At 61.9% G+C, this 23,235-nt stretch carries 21 protein-coding genes and 1 pseudogene; 6 read left to right on the forward strand and 16 right to left on the reverse strand.

The window, feature by feature from the left end; translation table 11 throughout:
- Positions 1–20: 20 nt before the first annotated feature.
- A complete protein-coding gene (locus AC1DCM_RS08190; RefSeq protein ID WP_477517940.1) occupies positions 21–1,811 on the reverse strand; it encodes an HNH endonuclease in 1,791 nt (596 codons plus the stop codon).
- A gap of 174 nt (positions 1,812–1,985) precedes the next feature.
- On the opposite strand from AC1DCM_RS08190, the gene AC1DCM_RS08195 reads away from it, so the two are divergent.
- Positions 1,986–2,528: a MarR family winged helix-turn-helix transcriptional regulator gene (locus tag AC1DCM_RS08195; RefSeq protein WP_477517941.1), complete on the forward strand. Its 543-nt coding sequence runs from the start codon at positions 1,986–1,988 to the stop codon at positions 2,526–2,528.
- A gap of 60 nt (positions 2,529–2,588) precedes the next feature.
- On the opposite strand, the gene idi is transcribed toward AC1DCM_RS08195, so the two are convergent.
- The 3 genes from idi to AC1DCM_RS08210 form a co-directional block, all read right to left on the reverse strand.
- Positions 2,589–3,188 carry an isopentenyl-diphosphate Delta-isomerase gene (gene idi, locus AC1DCM_RS08200; protein ID WP_477517942.1) on the reverse strand — a complete coding sequence of 200 codons (600 nt, stop codon included), beginning with the start codon at positions 3,186–3,188 and terminating at the stop codon, positions 2,589–2,591.
- Between the two features lie 127 nt (positions 3,189–3,315).
- A complete protein-coding gene (locus AC1DCM_RS08205; RefSeq protein ID WP_477518014.1) occupies positions 3,316–4,566 on the reverse strand; it encodes an Nramp family divalent metal transporter in 1,251 nt (416 codons plus the stop codon).
- A 133-nt stretch (positions 4,567–4,699) separates the two neighbouring features.
- On the reverse strand, positions 4,700–5,515 hold the full coding sequence (locus AC1DCM_RS08210) for a CPBP family intramembrane glutamic endopeptidase (protein ID WP_477517943.1): 816 nt from the start codon (positions 5,513–5,515) through the stop codon (positions 4,700–4,702).
- A 170-nt stretch (positions 5,516–5,685) separates the two neighbouring features.
- On the opposite strand from AC1DCM_RS08210, the gene AC1DCM_RS08215 reads away from it, so the two are divergent.
- Positions 5,686–6,792 (forward strand): EAL domain-containing protein, encoded by a 1,107-nt coding sequence (locus AC1DCM_RS08215; protein ID WP_477517944.1) that lies wholly within the window; start codon positions 5,686–5,688, stop codon positions 6,790–6,792.
- On the opposite strand, the gene AC1DCM_RS08220 is transcribed toward AC1DCM_RS08215, so the two are convergent.
- From AC1DCM_RS08220 to AC1DCM_RS08230, 3 genes are all read right to left on the reverse strand, one after another.
- Positions 6,789–7,691, reverse strand: coding sequence for an SGNH/GDSL hydrolase family protein (locus tag AC1DCM_RS08220; RefSeq protein WP_477517945.1), 903 nt, complete (start codon positions 7,689–7,691; stop codon positions 6,789–6,791). The two genes, AC1DCM_RS08215 and AC1DCM_RS08220, sit on opposite strands and share 4 nt — an antisense overlap.
- Positions 7,692–7,831: 140 nt before the next feature.
- Positions 7,832–8,275 (reverse strand): helix-turn-helix domain-containing protein, encoded by a 444-nt coding sequence (locus AC1DCM_RS08225; protein ID WP_477517946.1) that lies wholly within the window; start codon positions 8,273–8,275, stop codon positions 7,832–7,834.
- 136 nt (positions 8,276–8,411) lie between these two features.
- Positions 8,412–9,119 carry a FadR/GntR family transcriptional regulator gene (locus AC1DCM_RS08230; protein WP_431120094.1) on the reverse strand — a complete coding sequence of 236 codons (708 nt, stop codon included), beginning with the start codon at positions 9,117–9,119 and terminating at the stop codon, positions 8,412–8,414.
- A gap of 137 nt (positions 9,120–9,256) precedes the next feature.
- Between AC1DCM_RS08230 and AC1DCM_RS08235 the strand changes: the two are divergent.
- Positions 9,257–10,189 (forward strand): annotated as a pseudogene (locus AC1DCM_RS08235) (cation diffusion facilitator family transporter).
- 34 nt (positions 10,190–10,223) lie between these two features.
- On the opposite strand, the gene AC1DCM_RS08240 reads toward AC1DCM_RS08235, so the two are convergent.
- Positions 10,224–11,057: a helix-turn-helix transcriptional regulator gene (locus AC1DCM_RS08240; protein WP_477517947.1), complete on the reverse strand. Its 834-nt coding sequence runs from the start codon at positions 11,055–11,057 to the stop codon at positions 10,224–10,226.
- Between the two features lie 86 nt (positions 11,058–11,143).
- Here AC1DCM_RS08240 and ilvD point away from each other — a divergent pair, with 86 nt between their 5' ends.
- Positions 11,144–13,006, forward strand: a complete 1,863-nt coding sequence (ilvD, locus tag AC1DCM_RS08245; RefSeq protein WP_477517948.1) for a dihydroxy-acid dehydratase — start codon at positions 11,144–11,146, stop codon at positions 13,004–13,006.
- A 6-nt stretch (positions 13,007–13,012) separates the two neighbouring features.
- Here ilvD and AC1DCM_RS08250 read toward each other — a convergent pair whose 3' ends face one another.
- Complete coding sequence (locus tag AC1DCM_RS08250) at positions 13,013–13,249, reverse strand: hypothetical protein (RefSeq protein WP_477517949.1); 237 nt, start codon at positions 13,247–13,249, stop codon at positions 13,013–13,015.
- A 16-nt stretch (positions 13,250–13,265) separates the two neighbouring features.
- Positions 13,266–15,065 carry a thiamine pyrophosphate-requiring protein gene (locus AC1DCM_RS08255; RefSeq protein ID WP_477517950.1) on the reverse strand — a complete coding sequence of 600 codons (1,800 nt, stop codon included), beginning with the start codon at positions 15,063–15,065 and terminating at the stop codon, positions 13,266–13,268.
- 116 nt (positions 15,066–15,181) lie between these two features.
- On the opposite strand from AC1DCM_RS08255, the gene AC1DCM_RS08260 reads away from it, so the two are divergent.
- Entirely contained in the window at positions 15,182–15,421 is a 240-nt protein-coding gene (locus AC1DCM_RS08260; protein WP_477517951.1) for a hypothetical protein, read from the forward strand.
- A gap of 4 nt (positions 15,422–15,425) precedes the next feature.
- Here AC1DCM_RS08260 and AC1DCM_RS08265 read toward each other — a convergent pair whose 3' ends face one another.
- Together AC1DCM_RS08265 and AC1DCM_RS08270 are read right to left on the reverse strand one after the other, a co-directional pair.
- Positions 15,426–17,582, reverse strand: coding sequence for an amylo-alpha-1,6-glucosidase (locus AC1DCM_RS08265; protein WP_477517952.1), 2,157 nt, complete (start codon positions 17,580–17,582; stop codon positions 15,426–15,428).
- A 134-nt stretch (positions 17,583–17,716) separates the two neighbouring features.
- Entirely contained in the window at positions 17,717–17,974 is a 258-nt protein-coding gene (locus tag AC1DCM_RS08270) for a hypothetical protein (RefSeq protein WP_477517953.1), read from the reverse strand.
- A 165-nt stretch (positions 17,975–18,139) separates the two neighbouring features.
- Here AC1DCM_RS08270 and AC1DCM_RS08275 point away from each other — a divergent pair, with 165 nt between their 5' ends.
- On the forward strand, positions 18,140–18,496 hold the full coding sequence (locus tag AC1DCM_RS08275; RefSeq protein ID WP_442016371.1) for a cupin domain-containing protein: 357 nt from the start codon (positions 18,140–18,142) through the stop codon (positions 18,494–18,496).
- A gap of 58 nt (positions 18,497–18,554) precedes the next feature.
- Here the strand turns inward: AC1DCM_RS08275 and AC1DCM_RS08280 are convergent, their stop codons facing one another.
- The 4 genes from AC1DCM_RS08280 to AC1DCM_RS08295 all read right to left on the reverse strand — a co-directional run bounded on the left by AC1DCM_RS08280 (position 18,555) and on the right by AC1DCM_RS08295 (position 23,232).
- Positions 18,555–19,247 (reverse strand): GntR family transcriptional regulator, encoded by a 693-nt coding sequence (locus tag AC1DCM_RS08280; RefSeq protein WP_477517954.1) that lies wholly within the window; start codon positions 19,245–19,247, stop codon positions 18,555–18,557.
- 40 nt (positions 19,248–19,287) lie between these two features.
- Positions 19,288–20,742 (reverse strand): NAD-dependent succinate-semialdehyde dehydrogenase, encoded by a 1,455-nt coding sequence (locus AC1DCM_RS08285; protein ID WP_477517955.1) that lies wholly within the window; start codon positions 20,740–20,742, stop codon positions 19,288–19,290.
- Positions 20,743–20,768: 26 nt separating this feature from the next.
- Positions 20,769–22,022, reverse strand: a complete 1,254-nt coding sequence (locus tag AC1DCM_RS08290) for an aspartate aminotransferase family protein (protein WP_477517956.1) — start codon at positions 22,020–22,022, stop codon at positions 20,769–20,771.
- Positions 22,023–22,101: 79 nt separating this feature from the next.
- Positions 22,102–23,232, reverse strand: a complete 1,131-nt coding sequence (locus AC1DCM_RS08295) for an FAD-dependent oxidoreductase (protein ID WP_477517957.1) — start codon at positions 23,230–23,232, stop codon at positions 22,102–22,104.
- Positions 23,233–23,235: the final 3 nt, after the last annotated feature.

Genomic DNA, 23,235 nt, shown 5'->3' on the forward strand with positions numbered 1-23,235 from the left:
CTGCCGGGATCAGGCTGGTGTCAGTTCCAGCTGGTGCGGTGCAGCAAGACGTTCTCCAGCAGCATCCCAGCCATGGAAAAGTGCGTAACAGTCGAATCTGGTGACCATGACGCTGTTGCTGGCGCCTCTGGATGCAACGGTGATGACGGCTCCGGTGAAGACGCTGCCAGTGAAGAAGGTGACGGTGAAGACGCTGCCAGTGAAGAAGGTGACGGTGAAGACGCTGCCAGTGAAGAAGGTGACGGCGAAGACGCTGCCAGTGAAGAAGGTGACGGCGAAGACGGTGCCAGTGAAGAAGGTGACGGTGCAGTTGCTGGAGAGCGATCGTGGCCCGGTAGGCGTGGGGCTTTGGATTGGTATATGTGTCCGGTGGGAGTGCTGACTTCCAGTTCATGTCGCCCGCCAGGGATTGTTTTCACGTTCCAGTGGGGGTTTTCTTTGGTGTGGTTGCAGGCTTCGCAGAGCCCCGCGCCGTTGGCGAGGCTCGTTTTGCCGCCTTGGTGCCACGGAAGCACGTGGTCGATGTGGCGGATGGGCGCGTCGCAGTAAGGCGTACGGCAGGTGTCGTCCCTGGTTTTGATGAAGCGCCGCATCCCGGGTGGGAAGAGTCGGGCTTTGGAGTCCATGGCCAGCAATTCACCACTGGCTGGTGCTGTGTATAGACGGCGAAGCAAGACCCTAAGGTCCTCGCGGTCCGTGCGTTTCGTACCCGAGTTGGCCTGCCCGGATTTCGCTTGGTTGTCGGTCCCGGCCTTTCCCACAACCCCGGCCTCGCCGCTGGTGCCGGTCTGACCATTGATTCGCGACTCTCCGTCCGCCTCGCCATTCCCTGGATCGTTGTTGATCTGGTTGCTGCCTCCGCCGACGAGGGTTCTGGCCCATTCGGCGGGGACGATTCCGTAGCCCTGGAGCCGTGCTGGTTCGCTGTCGCCTTGGAAGAGGGTGCGGTCGGTCATGACGAGTTGCACATCAACACCGCTGATCCCGTCTGGGGTGCCGGTGAGGCGTTCGGTCAGGGTGTCGGCCATGACCTGGCCCCGGTTACGGGTGTCCCCGCCGGAGCGGGCCGAGTCAGCATGACGGCTGAGGGCGGCGTAGGCGGCGACGCCTTGGGCGACGGGGAGCAGTGCGGTGAGGATGGTCATGGTGTCCGGGGCAGGGCGGAGGCTGACGTGCCGTTCGGACGCTGCGTGTGCGGCTCGTTGGGTCACGGAACGGGGGTCCCGCCGGTAGGCTGCGGCTTTCGCGGCGGCGATGATGGTTTTGTCTCCGACGCCGTCGAAGGTTCCGGTGTCGGGGGCGAGTTCCTCATCGACCGCTGCCCGGTCTTCGACCGACAGGCAGGCTGTTTCCTTCACCAACAGAGTGGCTCGCCATTCGTTCAGGTGTCCGGTTTCCAGGGCGGCCATGGTGCGCGGCATTTCCGAGACCAGTGCCTTGGCCAGTCCGAGGAGCCGGGACCCTTTGTTCGGTGATTCGCACCGGGCCAGTGCGATCTGCGCACTCACACCCTGACCACGCTCCGAGGAGGAGACACCGGCAGAGGCTTGTTCGCGGCGCTGCGCCAGGTCAAACGCCACCGCGGCCCGCGCCTGCAAAGCCGCGATCGCGGACTTCACGTCCTCCAGGCCACGAATCTGATCAATCAACTCATTGCTGGCCGCGGCAACGCGGAAAGCGCCCACCCGGACAAGCAAATCCTCAACGTCAAAGCCACCGGAGCCCGAGTCCCTGGAGCCAGGGGTCACAGCAACGGAGCCCGGCACGGCGGAAACCGACATAGCTGCTTGGCTCTCTCGGTTCCGCTCCATACCCCTACTCTTCCAGCAGCCGCAGACATTATCGGCGGGTCAATGTGCCTATGTGGAAAACCCTTGAATGTCGGGCGAGGGCGTGCAAAGCAGGCTTCCCTGCGTTCACCAACTACCGTGAATTAGGATCAGATGCTAGGGAAACAAGCTTCACGCTTATCGAAGGATCACGGAATGGACACAAACGGCCACGCCAAGGGCTACTGGTACGGCAAGGACCCCGGGGAGATAGCCCTTGCCGTTGATGTCCTGAATGCCCTCCGGGATTATCGTGTCTCGGAACAGGCCATGCGTCGAAGGACCCGCTCTGCCATGGGTATGGGCGAAAAGGACCTCTTGGCCTTGCGGTACCTTTTCGAAGCCGAAGCGGCGGGCAAGGTGATGAAACCCAAGGATCTGGGCGATCGCTTGGGCATAACGTCAGCGTCCATGACCACGCTGATCGATCGTTTGGTGGACTCCGGCCACATCCGGCGCGAACCGCATCCTACGGATCGTCGGGCCTTGATTCTGCGGCCGACTGCCGGTTCCGATCAGGAAGTCCGGCACACGCTTGGTGGAATGCATCGCCGCATTTTGAACGTAGCCAGCGCTCTCAGCCCAGTAGAAGCGCGAGTGGTGATGGACTTCCTCCTGAACATGCGCGAAGCCTTGGACACGATTGACGAAGATCCAACTGACGAACACTCGAGGAACCCGGGACCTACCCCCTCATGACGTGGGGCTCCACTGCAGGATCAGTATCAGCGTGACCAGGAATCCAGATCCGTAGTTGAGTTAGATAAAACGGCGCCATTCAGTGTTGGTGCGTGCCGCCGTCGTATCCGTGAATGCTTGTGGCCCAAGCTTCAGCGCTTGACCTTCGACGAGCTGCGGAAATTGCAGTGCCAGCCATGGGCTGAAGACAGCAGGAGTCCTCTCCAAGGCTTCTGCGAGAAGTCCCGCAGACATCCATGCGTAGTCAGCCACTTCGAGTGGATTTGGCCTGAGCGGTCCCAGGGCCCGGGCCGTATAGACGGGGCAAAGCTCGTTCTCGACGATGCCCGAAGGGTCCACGGCGCGATAACGGAAGCTGGGGAGGACTAGTTCGAGCCGCCCCACGTCTACTCCGAGCTCGTAGTGCGCGCGACGGAGAACAGCATCCTTGGGGTCCTCGCCGGGAGCCGGATGCCCGCAGAAGCTGTTGGTCCACACACCTGGCCATGTCTGCTTTTCGGGGGAGCGGCGTGTGAGGAGGAGCTCGCCGAGGTCATTGAGCAAGTAGCAGGAAAATGCAAGATGCAGTGGCGTTTCTTGGGTGTGGAGTGCTTCCTTTGGGGTTTCGCCGATGGGCCTGCCGGAGTCGTCGAGAAGGACGACCATTTCTGTCGCGTTCATTCTCCGCCTTCCTCAGACCCCTCGAACGTTAAGATCCACTCGAGTGTTGCTAGATAAGCTAGCTAGAAGGCTAACATGTATGCAGTTAGATGTAACATATGCAGAATGGGCGGGGCGGGTTAGCGCCTTAGGAATGCCCGCTGATAGTAAGCGTAATCAGCACTATGTTGAGCCCAACAATCAAACTTGCACTCGTCCAGCCTGCTATCTTCAACGGCTTGGAGTCCGCGTGGATGCCCATAACCTCGCGCTTACCAGTGAGTCTTATGAGTGGGATCAGCGCGAAGGGAATTCCAAAGCTCAGCAGGACCTGGCTTAGCACCAGCGCCAGTGTGGGCTCAACACCTGCTCCCAGGACGATCAATGCCGGAATAAGGGTAATCACGCGGCGGGTCAGCAACGGGATGCGCACCTTGAGCAGGCCGCCCATGATGGTTGCGCCGGCATAGCAGCCTACCGATGTTGACGCGAGGCCGGAGGCGAGCAAGCCAATCGCGAAGATGATGCCGATTGCGGGGCCAAGTGCCGATGTCACGGCCGTGTGGGCACCGGCAATCGTATCCGTTCCCTCAATGCCCCTGAGGCTGGAGGCAGCCAGCAGGAGCATCGAAATGTTCACCACACCGGCAAGCAAGAGGGCGCCCACAACGTCAAAGCGGGTTGCGCGAATCAGCCGCGTCCGCACAGCCGGGTTTTCGGAGAATCCGTGCCGGTCTCTGGCCAAAGCCGAGTGCAGATAAATCGCGTGCGGCATCACGGTGGCGCCGAGCATGCTTGCTGCCAACAGGACTGTATCCGTACCCTCAAAGCGGGGAAGCAAACCGCCCAATGCGCTTCCGGCATCCGGAGGATTGACGAACAAGCCGGAGACAAACCCGACGGCAATGATGCCCAGCAATACCAGGATCGCGTACTCGAAGGAGCGCTGGCCGCGGCGGGACTGCAGTGCCAACAGCATCATTGACGCGACGCCAACGATCAGGCCGCCGGCCAGGAGTGGCAGCCCGAACAAGAGATTGAGCGCAACCGCACCCCCAATCACCTCGGCCATGTCCGTGGCGCCGGCAACGATCTCGGCCTGCGCCCAGTAAAGGCGCCGGCCCTTGGTTCCAAGCCGCTTGCCGAGGATCTCGGGAAGGCTCAGGCCGGTTGCCAGACCGAGCTTCGCTGATTGGTACTGCACGAGGACTGCCATGGCGTTGGCTGCAACCAGCACCCACACCAGCAAATACCCGTAATTTGCTCCCGCTGTCAGGTTTGCGGCCACGTTGCCGGGGTCCACGTACGCGATCGCCGCCACGAATGCAGGGCCAAGCAGGAGTAGCCGCGACCATACCTTTGCGGGTGTGGGTCGTCTTTGCAGGGTGGGGGTGGCCATCGTCTTCATCCTCTTCATTGCGGAATCCTGTTACGAGGATAACCGAAAGTTAGGCATACCGAAAAGTAGTTTTTAGGTAGTCCGTTCCAGCCGCTCCACGTCATGGCCCAAGGAGCGGCCTCAGGCACATCGCTCAATACAGGAAGATGGGCAACCAATCACGGTTGTGCGCATGGACCAAAGCCAGGAACAGGACGAAATCGAAGAGCAGATGAACTGACACCACATATGTGAAGGACTTCGTCAGCTTGAATGTGTAGCCCTGTAGCAGTGCGAAGGGGAAGGTGAGCAGGGGACCCCAGGCCTGGTAGCCGATCTCCCAAAGAAAGGACGAGAAAACCACGGCTTGCAGGAGGTTGGCCAGCCAGTCGGGGAAGTACTGGCGCAACAGCGTGAACGTGGTGCAGATGAAGAACAGTTCGTCCCAAATGCCCACCGAGTTCACTCCGAGGAAGAGGCGCCAGAAGATGGTGGGATCGGAGGCGGCCGGCCAATTGTGGTAGACGCCTGTCCGAATCAGGTAGGCCGGCAGGATGAAGTATCCAAGCCCTGCAACGCCCACCAGGTATAGCTTCGCGGCGAGCGGCCATGCACGGCCCGTGTTGACTGGAAATTTGATCGTCTTTTCGTTGTACAGGTACCGGGATACAAGCCACGGAGCCAACACGGCCAAAGCCAAGGCGCCACCCATGAGTGCCATGTGTTCGATGCTCAGATCCGCATTCAGGGGTACCAGGCTGATCGTGACCATTCCGGCAGCTACCAACGCGAGGTGCCGCATCAAGCCGTGGTCGATAAACGCAGCGGTGACAATGCTGGCCGCAAGGAGTGCGTAACCAAGAAAATCGTTTTCCAAGGCGAAAAGCGGCACGCCGGACACGGAGAGCATCGCTGCCGGCAAAAGCTTCCAAGTGAGCGCGGTCCGGGATTCCGTGGAAGTCGACATCACACCTCAAGCATCCCAGTGCTGGCTGCCGCAGGACACGGTTTTCCTATACTGCCTCAGGCCCCTAACTGGAACGCGGAAATTCTCTGTAAGATTCGTGGCAGGGCCCATGCTTTTCCGGGTCAGGTCATGTCTGGCTTAGCCAGCGGGGGATACTCATAAAGGAATATTCAATGGCTCAAGAAGCGGGCTCTTTTCCACCGGGCGGCAGTGCTGACCACCCATCAGCGGAGGACGTCAAGGCGTCCAGCTTTGCCCAGGGCATGACCATGCGTGAACAGGTGACGGACATCATCGATGCCATCCTCGCTGATTCTGATCTCGAGAGCGAAGGCGCCAGGAACAAACTTCGCCAGCTCATCGAGGCTCGTCCGGATGATCCCGAGGGCGCTTTGCTGGAGCATCTGCTGGAAACCCGGAAGGCTTCGGCCGCAGAGCCGGCGGTTCCGGTTCGGCAGGAAGTCTCCAGTGTCCACCTTGAGTCCTCTGACGCAGCGCGCACGGTGACTGTTCCCGTAAGCCAGGAGGTCCGGGAAGACATCCAGGCAATACTCGCGGACAAGCTTTTGTTGACGGCATTCCAGCCGGTCCACGCGCTGCCTGACGGAAACGTGGTGGGCGTCGAAGCGTTGACCCGGTTTGTCGGTGAGGACGGCGCCGGAGCGGATGTCTGGTTCCGCGAGGCCGCGGAAGCCGGCTTGGGGACTGAATTGGAGATCGCAGCCCTTCATTGCGCGCTGACTGCTGCAAAAGACGTCCCCAACGACATGTATGTCGCCTTGAACCTTACTCCGGCGACGTCCCGTGACCCGAGAGTCCGGAACCTGCTTGCTGCAGCGTCGCTGGCCCCGGACCGGATCATCGTTGAACTAACCGGCAGCTTGGAAGCCTTGGAAGGCCAAGCGCGCGACGACGGACTCGGCCAGTTGCGCTCGCTCGGCTTGCGCGTTGCTGTCAGCGCCTCCGGAGCAGGTTTCGTTTCCATGGACCTGCTGAGCGAGCTGAGCCCCGACATCATCAAACTCGATCGCCATCTCATTGAAGGCATCGAAGGCAGCGAGGGGCAACGGATCCGGGCCAGGGCAGTGGTCGAGCTCGCCCGGGAAGTTGGAGCTGCGGTGGTTGCGGAGGGCATCGAAACTCCCGCGGAACTCAAGGAAGTTACGGCGTTAAAAGTGACTGCCGCCCAGGGATATCTGCTCGGACGCCCCTCGGTTCACCCCTTGGACTGGTCCGCTTGGAGCATTCGCGCGCAAGCCGAGGCCCAGCCGACGGGCTAGTTGCTCAGGGATTCGCCTTCACTGGGCACATTGTCCGGATCCGTTCCCACGTACGTCCCCGGCGGCATCCCGGCGCCAAAAACAGGACCGGGATCCGGCCGCTTGGGGTGCCGATTGTCGTCGGCCAGCCGTTGCGTGAGACGTTGAAGAACCCAGGGAACCAGGTGTTCCCGAGCCCAGACGATGTCATCCGCCCTCGCCTCCCGCCACGTGCGTGGAGGCAGGGCCTTAGGAATCATCGGCTCCAAGGTGTGCGGGACATTGAGCGTCTCGAGCACCATCATGGCGATGGTGTGCTGGCCCAGCGGGGAGAAATGCAGCCGGTCCGGATCCCACATTTGCGGGTTGGTGAGCTGGCGCAGCGCCCAGAGATCGGCGATCACCGCGTCGTGGCGGGCGGCGATGATGCGCATGTTTTCGTTGAAGATGGCTACTTTGCCACGGGCATGCCCGAGCACCGGGGTTGCACCCCAGTCGGGACCCGCGAACAGCAGGATTGTTGCGCCGGTGGCCGCCAGGACCTTCACGCCGGAATCAAGTTCGAGGGCGAGTTTGTCGGGATCGCTCCTATGGAACAGTAGGTCGTTTCCACCGGCGTTGAGCGTTATGAGATCCGGTTGCAGTTCAAGGGCCGGGGCCACTTGCTCTTCCAGGATCTGGTGGAGCAGCAGTCCCCGCACTGCGAGGTTGGCATAGGCGAAGTCCTCATGTCCGACGCTTAGTTCCTCCGCAACCCTGTCAGCCCAGCCCCTTAGTCCACCGGGGCTGCCGGGCTCCGGATCGCCAACCCCTTCGGTGAAGGAATCACCCAGCGCCACGTAGCGGCTCCACGGGTGCAGGCGGGTCCCGAAGGTGACAGGGCCACCCTGCGCCGGACCATCGGCGCTGGAGGCGTTCATTCCCCCATATTGCGCTCTCCCACGGCGCATTGCCATGGGTTGACGTGTCAAGTAGGGCGGAACGGCACTGGAAGTGACGTACGACGGCGGTACGCACCCAACGCGCGTACCTCGCGGAGGGTGCGTACCGCCGTCGTTGTTCAGAAGCGGATGTGGACTGCGAAGCTGTCCTCGGGGTGGCCGGTGTAACGCGAGGCCGAGTTGCGGGCAGCGGCCGGTATATCGATGAAGCTCCGGGCTGTGGCGGTGAGCCCCGGGTAGTCGTCGAATGCCAGCGTCAAGCGACCGTCAGCAGCGTGTTTGATGTGCACCGTGATGACTGTTTTTGGCGTCTCCGCCGGAAGGCCGGCCGTGGTGAGTGAGTAGTAAGGCGTGGTTCTCCCGCGGATATCGGCAGGAACGTTGGCCCGGATGGACCCCTCTTCCTCCAGTTCGGAGAGGCGGGCCTTGACGGTATCTTTGCAGGCCGTGACGCCGTGGGTGATGTCTGATACTTTGCTTGCGCCATTGCGAGCAAGGTAGTTGAGGATTTGGCTTCTGGTGAGTTGGGTTCGGGTGGGAGCTTTGATGGAAGTCGTTGTCATGGCCGTGTCCAAGCGGTCGACTTTTTAGTCATCATTTCCTATGGTCAGGCACCCAGTTGGGCGCAATGAGGCGGTGCGGATTCCTCGTTGAATCCGTCCGAATGGTGTGGTGGGTTGTCTCGTTCGATCCAGGGCTTCAGGGCGCCGAAACCGGTAGGACAGCCCCTAGCGATCCTTCTACGCCATGAAGGTGCCGCATCATGGCGATCCCGGCATCCTCGGCCGAGCCATTTTCGATGGCTTCAAAAATGGCCGCGTGCTCAAGTCCGGATTCCTTCCTTCGGTCCACTACCTGGTTCAAGGTGCTGGACTGGTTGGCCATGGCCTCGTCGATGTCGGAAAGCATCGATGCGAAGACGCCATTGCCACTGCTGCGGGCGATGATTGCGTGGAACTCGGAATTGAGGATGACCCACTGTTCCAGATCGTCTTCTTTATCCATTGCCAGCAGGATTTCCCGGAGGGATTCGACATCCTGCTGGCTGCGGTGTTCCGCTGCCAAACTGGCGGCCGGCACTTCAATGTGAGGCCGGGCCTGCAGGAGTTCGCGTGCCGAGTACTTGCCCAGTTTCAGGTCCTGGCCAACTTTGTCGGCGATGACGAAAGTGCCCTTGCCCGTCCGGGTTACGGTCAGGCCCAAGGCATTTGAAGACTTCAGGGCCTCGCGCACCATGGTCCTGCTGACGCCGAACTGCTGCGCCAACGTGGCTTCCGAATCCAGGCGCGAACCTACTGGGAGGCTGCCGTCTTCAATGGCAGCCCTCAGGGTGGCAAGCACTGCCTCGGCGGCACCGACCCTTACGACTTTGGTTTGTCCAGCAGTCCAGCTGTCCAACAGGCTGATCATGCAATGAATATGGCATGGCTCACAGAGTGGGGCAAGTTGTTACGTGGGGAGTTGCGCTGCCCGGCGGGCCCGAGGTGCTGCCCGACGGGCCTGAATTGCTGCCTGACGGACCTCGAGTTGGGTACGGTATCTCCATGGCGGCATCCGAGAAGCGCGATAAGCCCGGTTCCACACTGCTGACCGTTGCCATTGCCTTTGCGGCGAACGCCCTCGTTGCGGCGGCCAAATCGGTGGCTGCCGTCATCACCGGATCTGCTTCCATGACTGCCGAAGCCGCACATTCCTGGGCGGACACCGGCAACCAGGTATTCCTCTTCGTGGCGGAACGGCGCTCCCGGCGCCCTCGGGACGACAGCCATCCGATGGGTTATGGCCGGGAAGCATATGTCTGGTCCATGTTTGCCGCTTTCGGGCTGTTCACCGCTGGTGCAGTGGTGTCCATAATGCACGGCATCCAGCAGATCATCACGCCGGAGCCCGCTTCGGACTTCCTGGTGGCATAAGTGGTGCTGGCCGTGGCCTTTGTCCAGGCCTTCCGCCAGACCAGGAAGATGGCCCAACAACTGGAGCGGAACACCCTGAAGCAGGTCCTTATCAGCTCTGATCCCACTTTGCGGGCCGTGTTCGCAGAGGATGCTGCTGCACTGATCGGCCTGGTGGTTGCGTTTGCCGGTGTGTTCCTGCACCAGGTCACTGGTTCGGCCGTGCTGGACGCCGCAGGCTCGATCATCGTGGGTGTTCTGCTTGCCGTTGTTGCCGTTGTGCTGATCGATCGCAACCGACGCTTCCTGGTGGGCCAAGGTGTAACGCCGGACATTGAACGTTCCATCGCCCGCCGCGTGCTCGAACACAGGGATATTGCCCGCCTCACCTACCTCCATGTGGAGTTCGTCGGCCCCCGCAAACTGTACGTCGTGGCCGCCGTCGACCTTCAGGGTGACCACCCGGAGCACCAGGTGGCAGTTGCTTTGCGTCGAATCGAGCGTGAGCTGGAGGACCATGAAACGGTGGAGGAAGCCGTGCTGACGCTGGCTACTCCGGATGAAACTGCCTGGGTAGTGACTTAAGCTGGCCGGTGACTTAAGCGGGCCAGGGCGCTAGCTACTCGCCGCTCCCCATCAGCCGCTGCATCTGTTCGCCTGCGTCGCTCCCGGGCGCCGGTGTGTAGACCACGATGTGGAGGTCGGGCCTGTCCGACGGCGAGACCTGGTGGTGCTCCAGCTGCAGCACGCCCACCGCAGGGTGATGGAAGAGCCGTTCCCGGGACTCGAAGCCCAGGATGTCGTAGCGGTCCCAGCTTTCCTGGAACTCCCGGCTGGCTTGCTTGAGCCGTTCAACTTGGAACTCAACATCGGGATCGCCCAAGCGTTGCCCCGTCTCTGCCCGGAACTCGGCAAGGAACCGCTTGCTGGTGACGTCCCAATCGGGGAGCAGGTCGCGGATATAGGGGTCAGTGAAGACCAACCACAAAAGGTTCCTGTCGCCGGCGTCGAAGGTTCCGATGTTGGGATACAGGGCCTCGTAAGCGCGGTTCCAGCCGGCGATGCCCCAGTCCGGGGAAAGCGCGTAGGAAGGGTTGGGATCCAGGGCATCCAAAAGCCGCTGCACATGGGCGGGTGCATCGGCCGCGACTGGACCGGCAGGAGGGGCGGACGAATAGCCGCCCAATGACAGAACGTAGCTGAGTCCGGTGTCGGACAGATGCAGCGTGCGGGCTACGGCCTCGAGCACCTGCCGGGAAGGGCTGATATCCCGGCCTTGCTCAAGCCAGGTGTACCAAGTGACGCTGACGCCCGACAGGAATGCGATCTCTTCACGACGGAGGCCGCGCTCGCGGCTCCGCCCCACGGGAGGGAGTCCATAGTCAGAACGCAGGGCTTGGGTGCGGCGGGTCCTGAGGAAGAGTCCCAGTTCCTTGCGCCTCTCATCTTTCACGAACTCAACACTATTACTCTGGTACTTTCACTACTAGTAGCAGCACCGTCTTCCACCCGCTGTAGAACAACAGCAGGATGGTACTTATGCCTGCACTTCGCTCCAGAACAGTTACCCACGGCCGCAACATGGCGGGCGCCCGCGCACTGCTCCGCGCCTCCGGCGTCGCCAACACGGACATCGGTAAGCCGATCATCGCCGTCGCCAACAGTTTCACCGAGTTCGTTCCCGGCCACACCCACCTTGCTCCCGTGGGCCGGATCGTCTCCGACGCGATCCTCGCCGCCGGTGCGGTGCCGCGCGAATTCAACACCATCGCCGTGGACGACGGCATCGCCATGGGCCACTCCGGCATGCTCTACTCCCTGCCTTCCCGCGACCTGATCGCCGACTCCGTTGAGTACATGGTCAACGCCCACTGTGCCGACGCCCTGGTCTGCATCTCCAACTGCGACAAGATCACCCCGGGCATGCTCATGGCCGCGCTGCGCTTGAACATCCCGGTAGTGTTCGTCTCCGGCGGTCCCATGGAGGCCGGCCGCGTGACCCTGACCGACGGCTCCGTGCGGTCCCTGGACCTGGTGAACGCGATTGCCGACGCCGTGGACGAATCCATCTCAGATGAAGACATCAACCTCATCGAAGAGAACGCTTGCCCCACCTGTGGTTCGTGCTCTGGCATGTTTACGGCCAACTCCATGAACTGCCTTGCCGAGGCCATCGGCCTGGCACTGCCGGGCAACGGCTCCGTGCTCGCGACCCACACCGCCCGCAAGGCGCTGTACGAGAAGGCCGGTGCCACCGTCGTCGAGCTCGTCAAGCGCTATTACGACGGCGACGACGACTCCGTGTTGCCGCGCTCCATCGCCACTGCCGAGGCTTTTGACAACGCCATGGCCCTGGACATCTCCATGGGTGGCTCCACCAACACGATCCTGCACTTGCTGGCCGCGGCCCAGGAGGCGGGCGTGGACTACGGCCTGGAAGAGATGGACGCCAAGTCCCGCCAGGTGCCCTGCCTGGCCAAGGTGGCCCCGAACGTCGCCGGAGACAAGACCTATTACATGGAAGATGTGCACCGCGCCGGCGGCATCCCCGCGCTGCTGGGTGAGCTGAACCGCGGTGGCCTCCTGCACAAGAACGTCCACTCCGTGCACTCCAACGACCTGGATGGCTGGCTGGACGACTGGGACATCCGCGGGGGCAAGGCCACGGAAGAGGCGCAGGCGTTGTGGCATGCAGCTCCCGGTGGCGTGCGTTCCTCCACCGCGTTCTCGCAGTCGAACCAGTGGACCTCCCTGGATACCGACGCAGAGGGTGGCTGTATCCGTTCGGTGGAGCACGCTTTCTCCAAGGACGGCGGTCTGGCTGTACTGCGCGGCAACGTAGCAGTGGACGGCGCCGTGGTGAAGACCGCAGGCGTGGACGAGTCCATCTGGACCTTCGAAGGCCCGGCAGTTGTGTGCGAGTCACAGGACGAAGCTGTGGAAAAGATCCTGAACAAGACCATCAAGGAAGGCGACGTGGTGGTCATCCGCTACGAAGGCCCCCGAGGCGGACCGGGAATGCAGGAAATGCTCTACCCCACCTCGTTCCTCAAGGGCCGCGGCCTGGGCAAGAAGTGCGCCCTGATCACGGACGGTCGCTTCTCCGGCGGCACGTCCGGACTGTCGATCGGGCACATCTCCCCGGAGGCTGCCTCCGGCGGCGCCATCGCCCTGGTGGAGGACGGTGACCTTATCAGCATCGACATCACGCAGCGCTCCCTCCAGTTGCAGGTGCCGGACGAGATTCTCGCCGAACGCCGCGAAAAGCTTGAAGTCAATGGCGGTTACAAGCCGAAGGATCGCGAACGCCACGTGTCTCCCGCGCTTCGTGCCTACGCCGCCATGGCGCTGTCGGCGGACAAGGGCGCCGTGCGCGACGTGTCGTTGGTGGAGAACCTCTAGGGTCAGTCAGGACTGTTCGGGCGCTTCTTCGTTGGCGATTGCTTCGATCCAATCGACGGCAAAGTCAGGCATCTGCAGTCCCGGACTTTCCTCGTCCGCGACCCACCACGAATCAGCTGGTTGTGGTCCGCCGGCCCCTGCGATCTCGGCAACGATTTCCGGGGGCACGGCGGCGCCGTTGTTGTCTATCAACCATTCACGGGTTGTGGGATTCAAGTGCGTCCACCACTGCTGCATGCTCATTGAAACTGCTCCATGTTCATTGGGACTCCATCTCCGCATAACTGTCCAATAGCTTCCGAGCCCGCTCGCCATCGGCGCCTTCTTCTGCGAGCGCGGACCTCATCCCTTCCAACTTCTTTTCCCCGGCAGGGAAGGGCGGAAGCAACGGGATGTCCGGATCTGTCAGGACCTCCAGGACTGCAGGACGGTCCAGCGAGAAAGCGTAATGCCACGCGTCGCCGAGCTTGGCCGGGTCCTCCACGCGGATTCCGGCCAGACCCAGCAGTTCCGCATAGGCGGCATAAGGAAAGTCCGGGATCTCCTGGCTGGCATTGAACCGCGGTTCGGCCTCATTTTCGCGTTGCTCCCAGGAGACCTCAGCAAGGTCGCGGTTGTTGAAAACGCACACCACGAACCGGGGATCCGCCCAGCTGCGCCAACGGTGCGCCACGGTGATCAGCTCGGCGATACCCAGCATCTGCATCCCGCCATCGCCGGCAAGTGCCACCAGAGGCCGGTCCGGGTAGGCAAGTTTGGCAGCCAGACCGTAGGGAATTGCACAGCCCATGCTGGCGAGCGTGCCGCTCAGGTGGGCCGGGACTCCCGGCGGAAGGGTCAGCTGGCGGGCGTACCAGTAAACGCAACTGCCGACGTCGATACTCAACTGTGCGTTGTCCGGAAGCCTGCCATTGAGTTCGCGGACCACGAGTTCCGGGTTCACGGGATCTGCAAGTATGTTGGCGCGTTCCTCAGAAAGGTGACGCCAGGCGCGGACCTGGGTTTCGACGTCGGACCGCCACTGGGCGCGTGCGCTTTCCGCCTGGTTGGGCTGCTGACCGAGCCGCTGGGTGAGCTGGTCCAGTGTCTCTGCGGCGTCGCCCACCAACCCGACCTCCACCGGGTAGCGGTTGCCGATCTTCCGCCCATCAATGTCGATCTGGACAGCTTTGGCAGTTCCAGGTTTCGGGTAGAACTCCGTCCAGGGATCGTTCGAGCCGATAATCAGCAGCGTGTCGCAGTTGTTCAGGAGATAGGAACTCGCAGTAGTGCCGAGGTGGCCCATGGTGCCGGCAGCGAAGGGGAGCGATTCGTCGACGTACGGCTTCCCCAGCAGGCTGGTGGTGATGCCGGCCTGCAGCTTTTCGGCCAGCGCTTGGACCTCGGTCCGGGCACCGCGGGCTCCCTGGCCCACCAGGAAGGCTACCCGCTCACCTTTGGAAAGGATCTCGACGGCGGCGTCCAGGTCTTCCCCCCGGGGCATCACCCGTGCGGGGTGCCATACCGGGGCGGTGACAACTATTCCGTGCTCATGTTCGAGTTCGGGAGCCTGGGCGGATTGAATGTCGTGGGGGATGATCACGACGCACGGGGACTTGGTCTCCAGCGCTGTACGGAAGGCGCGGTCCAGGAGCATGGGAACCTGTTCCGGGGAGCTGGCAAGCTGTGCAAATTGTGCCGCAACGTCCTTAAAGACGGTTAGCAGGTCGATTTCCTGCATGTAGGCCGAGCCCAGGACTGTGGTGCTTTGCTGGCCAATGATCGCCACCACTGGAACGCCGTCCATCTTGGCGTCGTAGAGTCCGTTGAGCAGGTGGATTGCGCCAGGACCTTGCGTCGATGTCACCACCCCGACGCCGCCGGTGTACTTGCCGTGCCCCACGGCCATGAAGGCGGCCGCTTCTTCGTGCCTTGCCTGCACGAATTCCACGGCATCCTGTGCTCTGCGGAGGGCGCCCATGAAACCGTTGATGCCGTCGCCGCTGTAGCCGAAGACCCTGTCCACGCCCCACGCTTGAAGGCGTTCCACGATGAGATCCGAAACTGTTCGCTCGGCCATGTCTGAAATTCCTCTCGCTAGGTACTATCGTCAATTGTTGACAATTGCTACGCTTGGTTCATCACCTGAAACCCGGGCCAAGCATCCGCTGAAGCCCCTTGCGTGAAGGACCTCCCATGAAGAAGCGACGCCCCGCTACCCTGGCTCCAGAGCTCGTTGAAACATCGCGCACGGGGCACCATTGCCCCAAGACCGGATGGTGGTCTGTCGCGGGAGACCCGACGGACGCACGGCTCATTACCAAGGGCGAGGTGATGCCTGCCCTGCACGGCACGCCAGCTCTCTGGATCATGCGCGAAGCGGCAGCTGGGACCCAAGCGGCCCGCCCTGCCGCCAACTTGATGGCAACCTCATAGCCAATCAGCCCTCCTTCCGGAGGCCGGCCTGCTGCACAAGTTCGGTCAACCAGGGCCGGTGTCCTCTATGGAAGACCATCCCTTCCGGAAGCCCCTGCACCGTGGGAACGGAATCGGCGATATCGATCGTTACCCGGCCGCCACCCATGGGCGCGTTGGTGATATGCAAGTCGCCGTAGGACGCTGGCAGTTGGGGATCCATCCAGAACCCGCCACGCGACACATGGGCGTCGTACCTCATCAGGCTGGTGATCAGTTGGATGGGTGAGGTGGCCGCCCACGCTTGCGGCGAGCACGCCGTGGGGTACGGAACGGGCTCGCTGTATTGCTCCCTGCTGAAGCCACAGAACAGCTCCGGGAGCCGCCCTTCGGAGTAGTCGGCCGCTTCGAGCAAGGCCGTCGAAATTCGTTGGGCCTCCTCCACGAATCCGTAGCGCATCAGCCCTGCCGCGATAACGGCATTATCGTGCGGCCACACGGAACCGTTGTGGTAACTGGCCGGATTGTAGGCGCCCATGTCGGTTCCGAGGGTGCGCACGCCCCAGCCACTGAACATCTCCGGAGACATCAGTCGTTCGGCCACGAGTGGTGCCTTATCCTCGTCCACCAGCCCCACCCACAGGCAGTGGCCCATATTCGAGGCGCATGCGTCAACCTGCCGTTTCTTGCCGTCCAAAGCGATCGCGTAATAGCCGCGGTCCGGCATCCAGAACTGCTCGTTGAACCGGACCTTTAACTCCGCCGCGCGGTCGGCGAGTTCCCGCGCCAAAGGTGCGTCACCGGCGTCGTGCGCTATCCACGCCCGTGCCATGTACGCGTCATAGACGTACGCCTGAACCTCGCAGAGGGCGATAGGCGGCTCCGCGAGGCGCCCGTCCGCAAAATTGATGCCGTCCCACGAGTCCTTCCAGCCCTGGTTGATCAGTCCGAGGTCATTGAGCCTCTGATACTCGACGAATCCATCGCCGTCCCTGTCGCCATAGTCCCGGATCCAGTCCAGGGCCCTGTCCGCGTTGGGGAGCAAGGCCGCTATGGTGTCCTTGGCGAACCCCCACCGGCTGACCGAACCCAGCAACACCACGAACAGCGGAGTGGCATCGATGCTGCCGTAGTAAACGGATTTGCCGCCGAGCGACAGTCCGCTGGAGACGTCCAGCCTGACTTCGTGCAGGATCTTCCCGGGCTCTTCCTCGCTGATGGGATCCACCACCTTGCCTTGCCGGTCAGCGAGAGTTTGCAGCGTGCCCAGGGCGAGTGACGGATCAACGGGCATGGCCATCTCCGAGGCCCACAGGGAGTCACGGCCAAACAGCGTCATGAACCATGGCGCTCCGGCAGCCACAACCACTCTGTCCGGGTGAGTGGGGTCTTCAATGCGGAGGGCGCCGAGATCGTCATAGCTGCGCCGCAGCGTCCTCTCGATGGAGTGGTTGCCCATGTGCAGCACGGGAATTTTGGCTACCCATTCCTGGCGGCGCTGATCGCTGCGGGACAGCTCGCCGACGGCAGGACGCACCACAGGCGCCGCAGGCGCCCCTCCCTCGGCTCCGGGAGCAATGGTGACCACGGTGCTCCAGTGCCCGCGTGGAGGAATGGTGGTCCGGTACCTGAGGCCCTCGCGGGTTGCTTCGGCAACATCGGAACTTACGACGACGGACTTCCGGACATCCTGCCACCGGGAGCGGATGGTCAGTGTGTTGTGGTGGTACTCGCGGGACTCCTCCCACTGCCTCTGGACCCGTGCTTCCTTGACTTCGAAAACGTCGGCGAAGTCCGAGCCGACTGCGAATTCGACCAAACATTCCACGGGTTCCATCGAATGGTTGCGGACCGTGACGTGCTCCACCATTCCCACGCCTACTTCCCGTAAGCGCTCCACGATCAGCGGCGTATCCGCATACCCGTCGGACCGTGTGACGCGGCCGGCAAAGGCTGCCCTGTAGGGCTCTTTTGTCTGGGCGGTCAGTGGCTCCAGCGACTGGCCGTTGATGGTGAGGACCCAATCGGACAGGACCCGGGTGTCCTGGAAAAACATACCGTGGGGATGGTCCGGATGGATGTCCCCATTGGGCAGGGAGATGCAGAAGGACGTGCCTTCCACCAAGGTGACAGTCCCGGCGCCGAGGGGTCCGGCTGCTGTATCTGCATTCCATCCAGCCACTGCATGGCTCCTCTAAGAACCAAGGACGGCCAGTCCCTGTTCCGGGCTCCCGGCTGTCCTGCTACATCGTCACCTCGACGGTACTCTTGCTGGCCTGCCGGGGCTAGAGCGTTGGTAGCTGTTGGTCCGGACCGTCAGCCTTGGGACGCGACCAGTAGATCGTAGTCATCATCGATGTGGAAAAGCCGCCTTTCGCCGATACGGTCTATCACCCAGATCGTTTGTCCATCCGCCGTCCGATCGTCCACAGTGCCCCTGTGGTATTCAAAGCCGCGCAGGCTGAGGGAAACTACATCTCCCGCTTCCAGGGAGTTCCAGAGCGATACCCTCCGGCTTTGCGCGCTGCATGCGGCAGGAGTACTTTCCAGGCTGTTTTTCCAGATGAGTTTCATGGGGAAGTTCTCCTTGGTGACGGGGCTGGCATCGGTGGCAGGGCGTCCGGTGAATATTTTCTCCTTCAAGCCTATCGTCGATTGTTGACAATTGCTAGGATGGAAACTGTGCTTTCCAAAGACGGCAGGCACGTTCAAAAGGGCGCAGCCCCAGAAGGAGAATCCATGATCAAGGCCACTGTCATGAGCGACGCAACAACGCAGGACCCGGGGGAGCACATCCCCAAAGCAACCACCAGCACACCGGGCCAGACTGAGGTCTCGTTCCGTTTGTGGGCCCGCGACAACCACAAGACGGGCATCTGGGAGGTCACGCCGGGCGTGTTCAAGAGCACCCGTCCGGGTTATGACGAGATCTGCCAGATCCTTAGTGGCAAGGCGACCATCACTGAAGAAGACGGAACCAGCTTCGACATCGGTCCCGGAACGTTGTTCGTTACTCCGGCAGGATGGACGGGCACCTGGACCATCCACGAGACGCTGCGGAAGATGTGGGTTGTCACGGACGTTCCCACAAACTAACTCAAACAAGGAAGGGCCCGGTTCAATTGAACCGGGCCCTTCCTGAATGAAGACTTTCTTAAGCAGTAATTCCCGTTGCCTCCGGGCTGGAAGTAAGGTCCTCCACGGCCTTCTGCATGTGGCGTTTGATGGCCTGCTGGAGTCCATCGCGGTCCCGGGCCTCGAGGAGGTCCAGGAGCTGCTGGTGCTCCTGCACAAGTGCATCAATGCGGGGGTATGCCACTTCCAGGCTCAAAATACACATCCTGGATTCGGCAGCGAGGGTCTCATAAATCCGTATGAGCCGCGTGTTTCCAGTGCCTGAAACAAAGGCCGTATGGAATTGCATGTCGAGGCGCGCAATGGCCTGCCAGTCCGAGGCCGCAACCTGCTTGGCCATGTTCCGGATGATGCCCTTGAGCTCCCGGCAGGTGTCCGCCACCTGCTCTGCGTCCGAGTCCAGAAGGGTGTTGGCTGAAGCCAACTCAACGGCTTCGCGGACAGCGTAGATCTCCTTGACATCCTGCGTGGAAAGTTCCAGCACGAAGACGCCGCGGTTGCGCTTGCTCACCAGTATCCCCTCCTGGCACAGTCGCTGGAGAGCCTCGCGGAGCGGACCCCGCGAGGTGCTCAGCTGGCTGGCCAAGGCAGATTCATTGACCTGCTGCCCAGGACTGAAGGCCCCTTGGACAATGAGCTCACGTAGCTGATCAGCGATCAGCTGTGCCGTGGGCCGGCCTTCCAATACGAACATTCCCTCCGGTGCCGCCATTGACATCCCCTCATTCCATGCTTCGGCAATTTTGAAACTATTAGACCGCTATAGCGGTGTACTTGTACTCCAGGAACTCTTCGATTCCAATTTTTCCGCCCTCGCGTCCGAGTCCGGATTGTTTGACGCCGCCGAACGGTGCCGCGGGGTTGGAAACCAGGCCGGTGTTCAGGCCGACCATTCCAACTTCCAGTTCCGCGGAGAACCGCAGGGCCTTGTCCATGCTCTCTGTGAACACGTACCCCACCAGGCCCCACTCAGTATCGTTGGCCAGGCGGAGAACTTCGTCCTCACTGTCGAACGAGGTGATCGCAGCGACCGGGCCGAAGATTTCCGTGTTCATCAGTGCGGCGTCCGTGGACACGTCCACCAGGACCGTGGGGGTGTAGAAGTAGCCGGGACCTTCCGGACGGCTTCCGCCGGTCAGCACACGTGCTCCCTTGGAGACCGCATCTGCAACGAGGCTTTCGACCTTTTCCAGGCCCTTCCGCTCGATGAGGGGCCCGACGTCGGTGCCAGCCACAGCGCCGTTGCCTACCTGCAATTCTGACATCTTTTTGGAGAACTTCTCGCCAAATTCCTCTACCACCGAACGGTGGACGAAGAAGCGGTTTGCTGCGGTGCAGGCCTCTCCCATGTTCCGCATCTTGGCCTTCATGGCTCCGTCAACGGCCTTTTCGATGTCTGCATCGGCCAGGACGATGAACGGTGCGTTGCCGCCGAGTTCCATGGAGGAGCGCATCACGTTGTCGGCAGCCTGCTTCAGCAGAACCTTGCCCACTTCGGTTGAACCGGTGAAGCTGATCTTGCGGGCGATGCCACTGTCGGTCCAGGTCCGAACCACCGTGGAGGCGGTTGACGTTGTCACAACATTCAGCACGCCGTCGGGAAGGCCAGCCTCCTTGAACAGGGCCACCAAGGCCAGCGACGTCAACGGTGTCAGCTCAGCAGGTTTGAACACCATGGTGCAGCCGGCAGCCACTGCCGGAGCGATCTTGCGGGCACCCATGGCTAGCGGGAAGTTCCACGGAGTCACCAGGACGGAGGGCCCCACGGGTTCTTTGGTGATCATGATCCGCGTGTTGCCATCCACGGAGGTGGCGTTGTCACCGCCAATGCGGACGGCCTCTTCCGAGAACCAGCGAAGCATTTCGGCGCCGTAGGCCACCTCACCCCGCGCTTCTGCGAGTGGCTTGCCCATCTCTGCCGTCATGATTGCTGCGAGGCGGTCCGTGTTGGCGATGACCAGTTCAAAAGCGCGTCGAAGGATGTCGGCACGCTGACGCGGAGTGGATTTGCTCCACTCCGCCTGCGCGCGACCCGCCGCCTCGATGGCCAGCGCGGCGTCCTCGGGACCGCCGTCGGCAACGTTGGCAATCACTTCGTTCGTGGCAGGGTTCTCAACTGCGAAGGTGGCACCACTGGCGGCCTTCTGCCACGTTCCGTCGATGAACAGGTCCGTGGGGATGGTGGTGGGATCAAAGGAGGTAGTCATGGTCGCTCTTTCAGTGATCAGGGGGACTAGGAGGTGGCCGTCTTGAGCGCCTGGGTGAACTTGGACAGGCCTTGCTGAATTTCATCGCTGCTGACATTCAGGGCGGGGATGAGGCGAATGACGTTGCCATGGGGACCGCACGTGAGGAGCAGGAGTTCTTCTTTTATGGCGGCCTGTTGGACGGCGAGGGCAGTTGCTGCGTCCGGGGTGTTGTCGGCGGCGGTGAACTCGACGCCCTGCATCAGGCCGCGGCCACGCACGTTGCCGATTCCCGAGAATTCCGTTTGCAGATTGTCCAGTCCTGCCCGCAGTTCGTCACCGCGCAGCAAGGCGTTCTCCACGAGGTTCTCCCGCTGGATCACACCCAAAGTTGCGACGCCGGCTGCTGCCGCGACTGCGTTTCCGCCATAGGTTCCGCCCTGGGAACCTGGCCACGCCTTGCCCATCAAGTCGGCAGAGGCGGCGATCGCGGAGATGGGGAAGCCGCTGGCAAGTCCCTTGGCGGTGATCACGACGTCGGGGCTGATTCCGGCCCAGTCATGTCCCCAGAACTTGCCGGTGCGGCCCACTCCGGCCTGGACCTCGTCCAGGATGAGCACGATGCCGTGCTTATCGGCACGTTCACGCAGACCTTGCAGGAATGCGACAGGCGTGGGGATGTACCCGCCATCACCCAGTACGGGTTCGATGATGAAGCCGGCCGTATCGCTGGGGGCGCTGATGGTCATCAGAAGATGGTCGAGTTCCTTCAAAGCAAATTCGACGGCGGTGGCTTCGTCCCAGCCGTACCGGTACCAGTGCGGGAACGGGGCGACGTGCACGCCGCCCATGATGGGGGAGAAGCCTGAGCGGAATTTGGTTCCCGCGGTAGTCAAGGAGGCGGCCGCTACTGTGCGGCCGTGGAACCCACCCTGGAAGGAGATGATGTTGGGCCGTCCGGTGGCCATGCGGGCCAAACGGATGGAGGCCTCTACTGCTTCAGAGCCGGAGGTTGCGTAGAAGACGCTGTCCAAGCCCTGTGGCAGGACGCCACCCAGCAGTTCCGTGAGTTCCAGGAGGGGCTTGTGCATCACGGTGGTGTACTGGGCATGGACAATCTTGCCCACCTGTTCGCGGGCTGCGGCCACCACATCGGGGTGGCAGTGTCCGGTGCTGGTGACGCCGATTCCGGTGGTGAAATCCAGGTACTTCTTGCCGTCTGTGGCGTGGATCCAACTACCGGACGCGTAGTCCACGACCACTGGAGTGGCCTGCTTCAGGATGGGGCTAAGTGTTGCCATGGCTTCATACTTTCTTAGTAACTGTAGATTGTCAACAATACGCGATTCGCGGGTCATTAGCCCGCGAATCGTGTGGTGCCTAGTTCTTGAACCTCTGTGGACGGACGAAGTCCAGGCCCTCAAAGCCGCCCTTGCCAAGTGCCTCGCTGGCAGCAATCTGGCCGTAGCCGGAAGCCATCTTGAAGCCGGCCCCGGAGAAGCCTGTGGCGGAGTAGATCCTGCCTGACTCAGTGAAGAAGCCAAGGAGGGGCTGCGAATCTGAGGTGAACAGGTCCGGGAAGGCATCCGAGCGGACGACGCTGGGAACCAGGCCGGGGAAGAATTCGGTTACCGTCTCAGTGGTTTCCGCAATCTCCGCTTCGGTCAGATCCCTGGGCACTGAGTCTGCGGCCGGCGTCGGTGCCCCGCGGCCATCAAGCGTTGCTTTAACAGTGACGCCGTCCACCGCGGGTGCTCCATACATGGAGCGATCACCGGAAATCCTGATGAAGATGGGGAACTTTTCCGGGGTGAACTGGGTTGCGTCGCGGGCGACGAACCAACTCAGGAAAATCCTGCGGGTTTCCGTGTGCGCCTTCAGGTACTCGGGCATGAGCTGCTGGGACCACCCACCGGAGGCGATGATTACCCGTTCGAAGGTCCAGGACTGTTCGCCGGAGGTGACGACAACGCCGTCGTTGGTTTCCGTGATGCTGCTGACAGGAGTATTGCTGAGGACGGTTGCCCCGTTTGCCTGTGCCGCTGAAACCGCCGCGGTAACTGCCCGATCCGTGCGAAGTGCGCCGCCGAAGGGATCGTAAACGGCTACGTCATCAGCCCGGAGGTTGTGCTGCGGGTAGCGTTCCGCCATTTCCTCACGAGTGAGGATTTGGTGGCTCGCTCCGTTGATCCGGGTAGTTTCCAGCAGCTTGGGAATGTAGGGTCCGTCAACTGTGCCGATGGAGAGTCCGCCACACCGGGTGAGGATATCCTGTCCCGTTTCTGCTTCGAGCTCGGCCCAGAGATCCCGTGAGCGCTCCAGGATGGGGTAGTAGTCCGGCCTTCCCCTGTAAAGCATCCGGAACAAGCGGGTGTCGCCACCTACCGCACTTCTGCCGTGCCCGGGGGCGTGTGCTTCGAAGCCGACCACGGAATCGGACAACCGTGAGGCCTGCCAGAGTGCCATGCTTCCGATGCTGCCCAGGCCGATGACGGCGAGTTTTCCATCCATCGC

The organism is Paenarthrobacter sp. 10N417 (genome assembly GCF_056394745.1).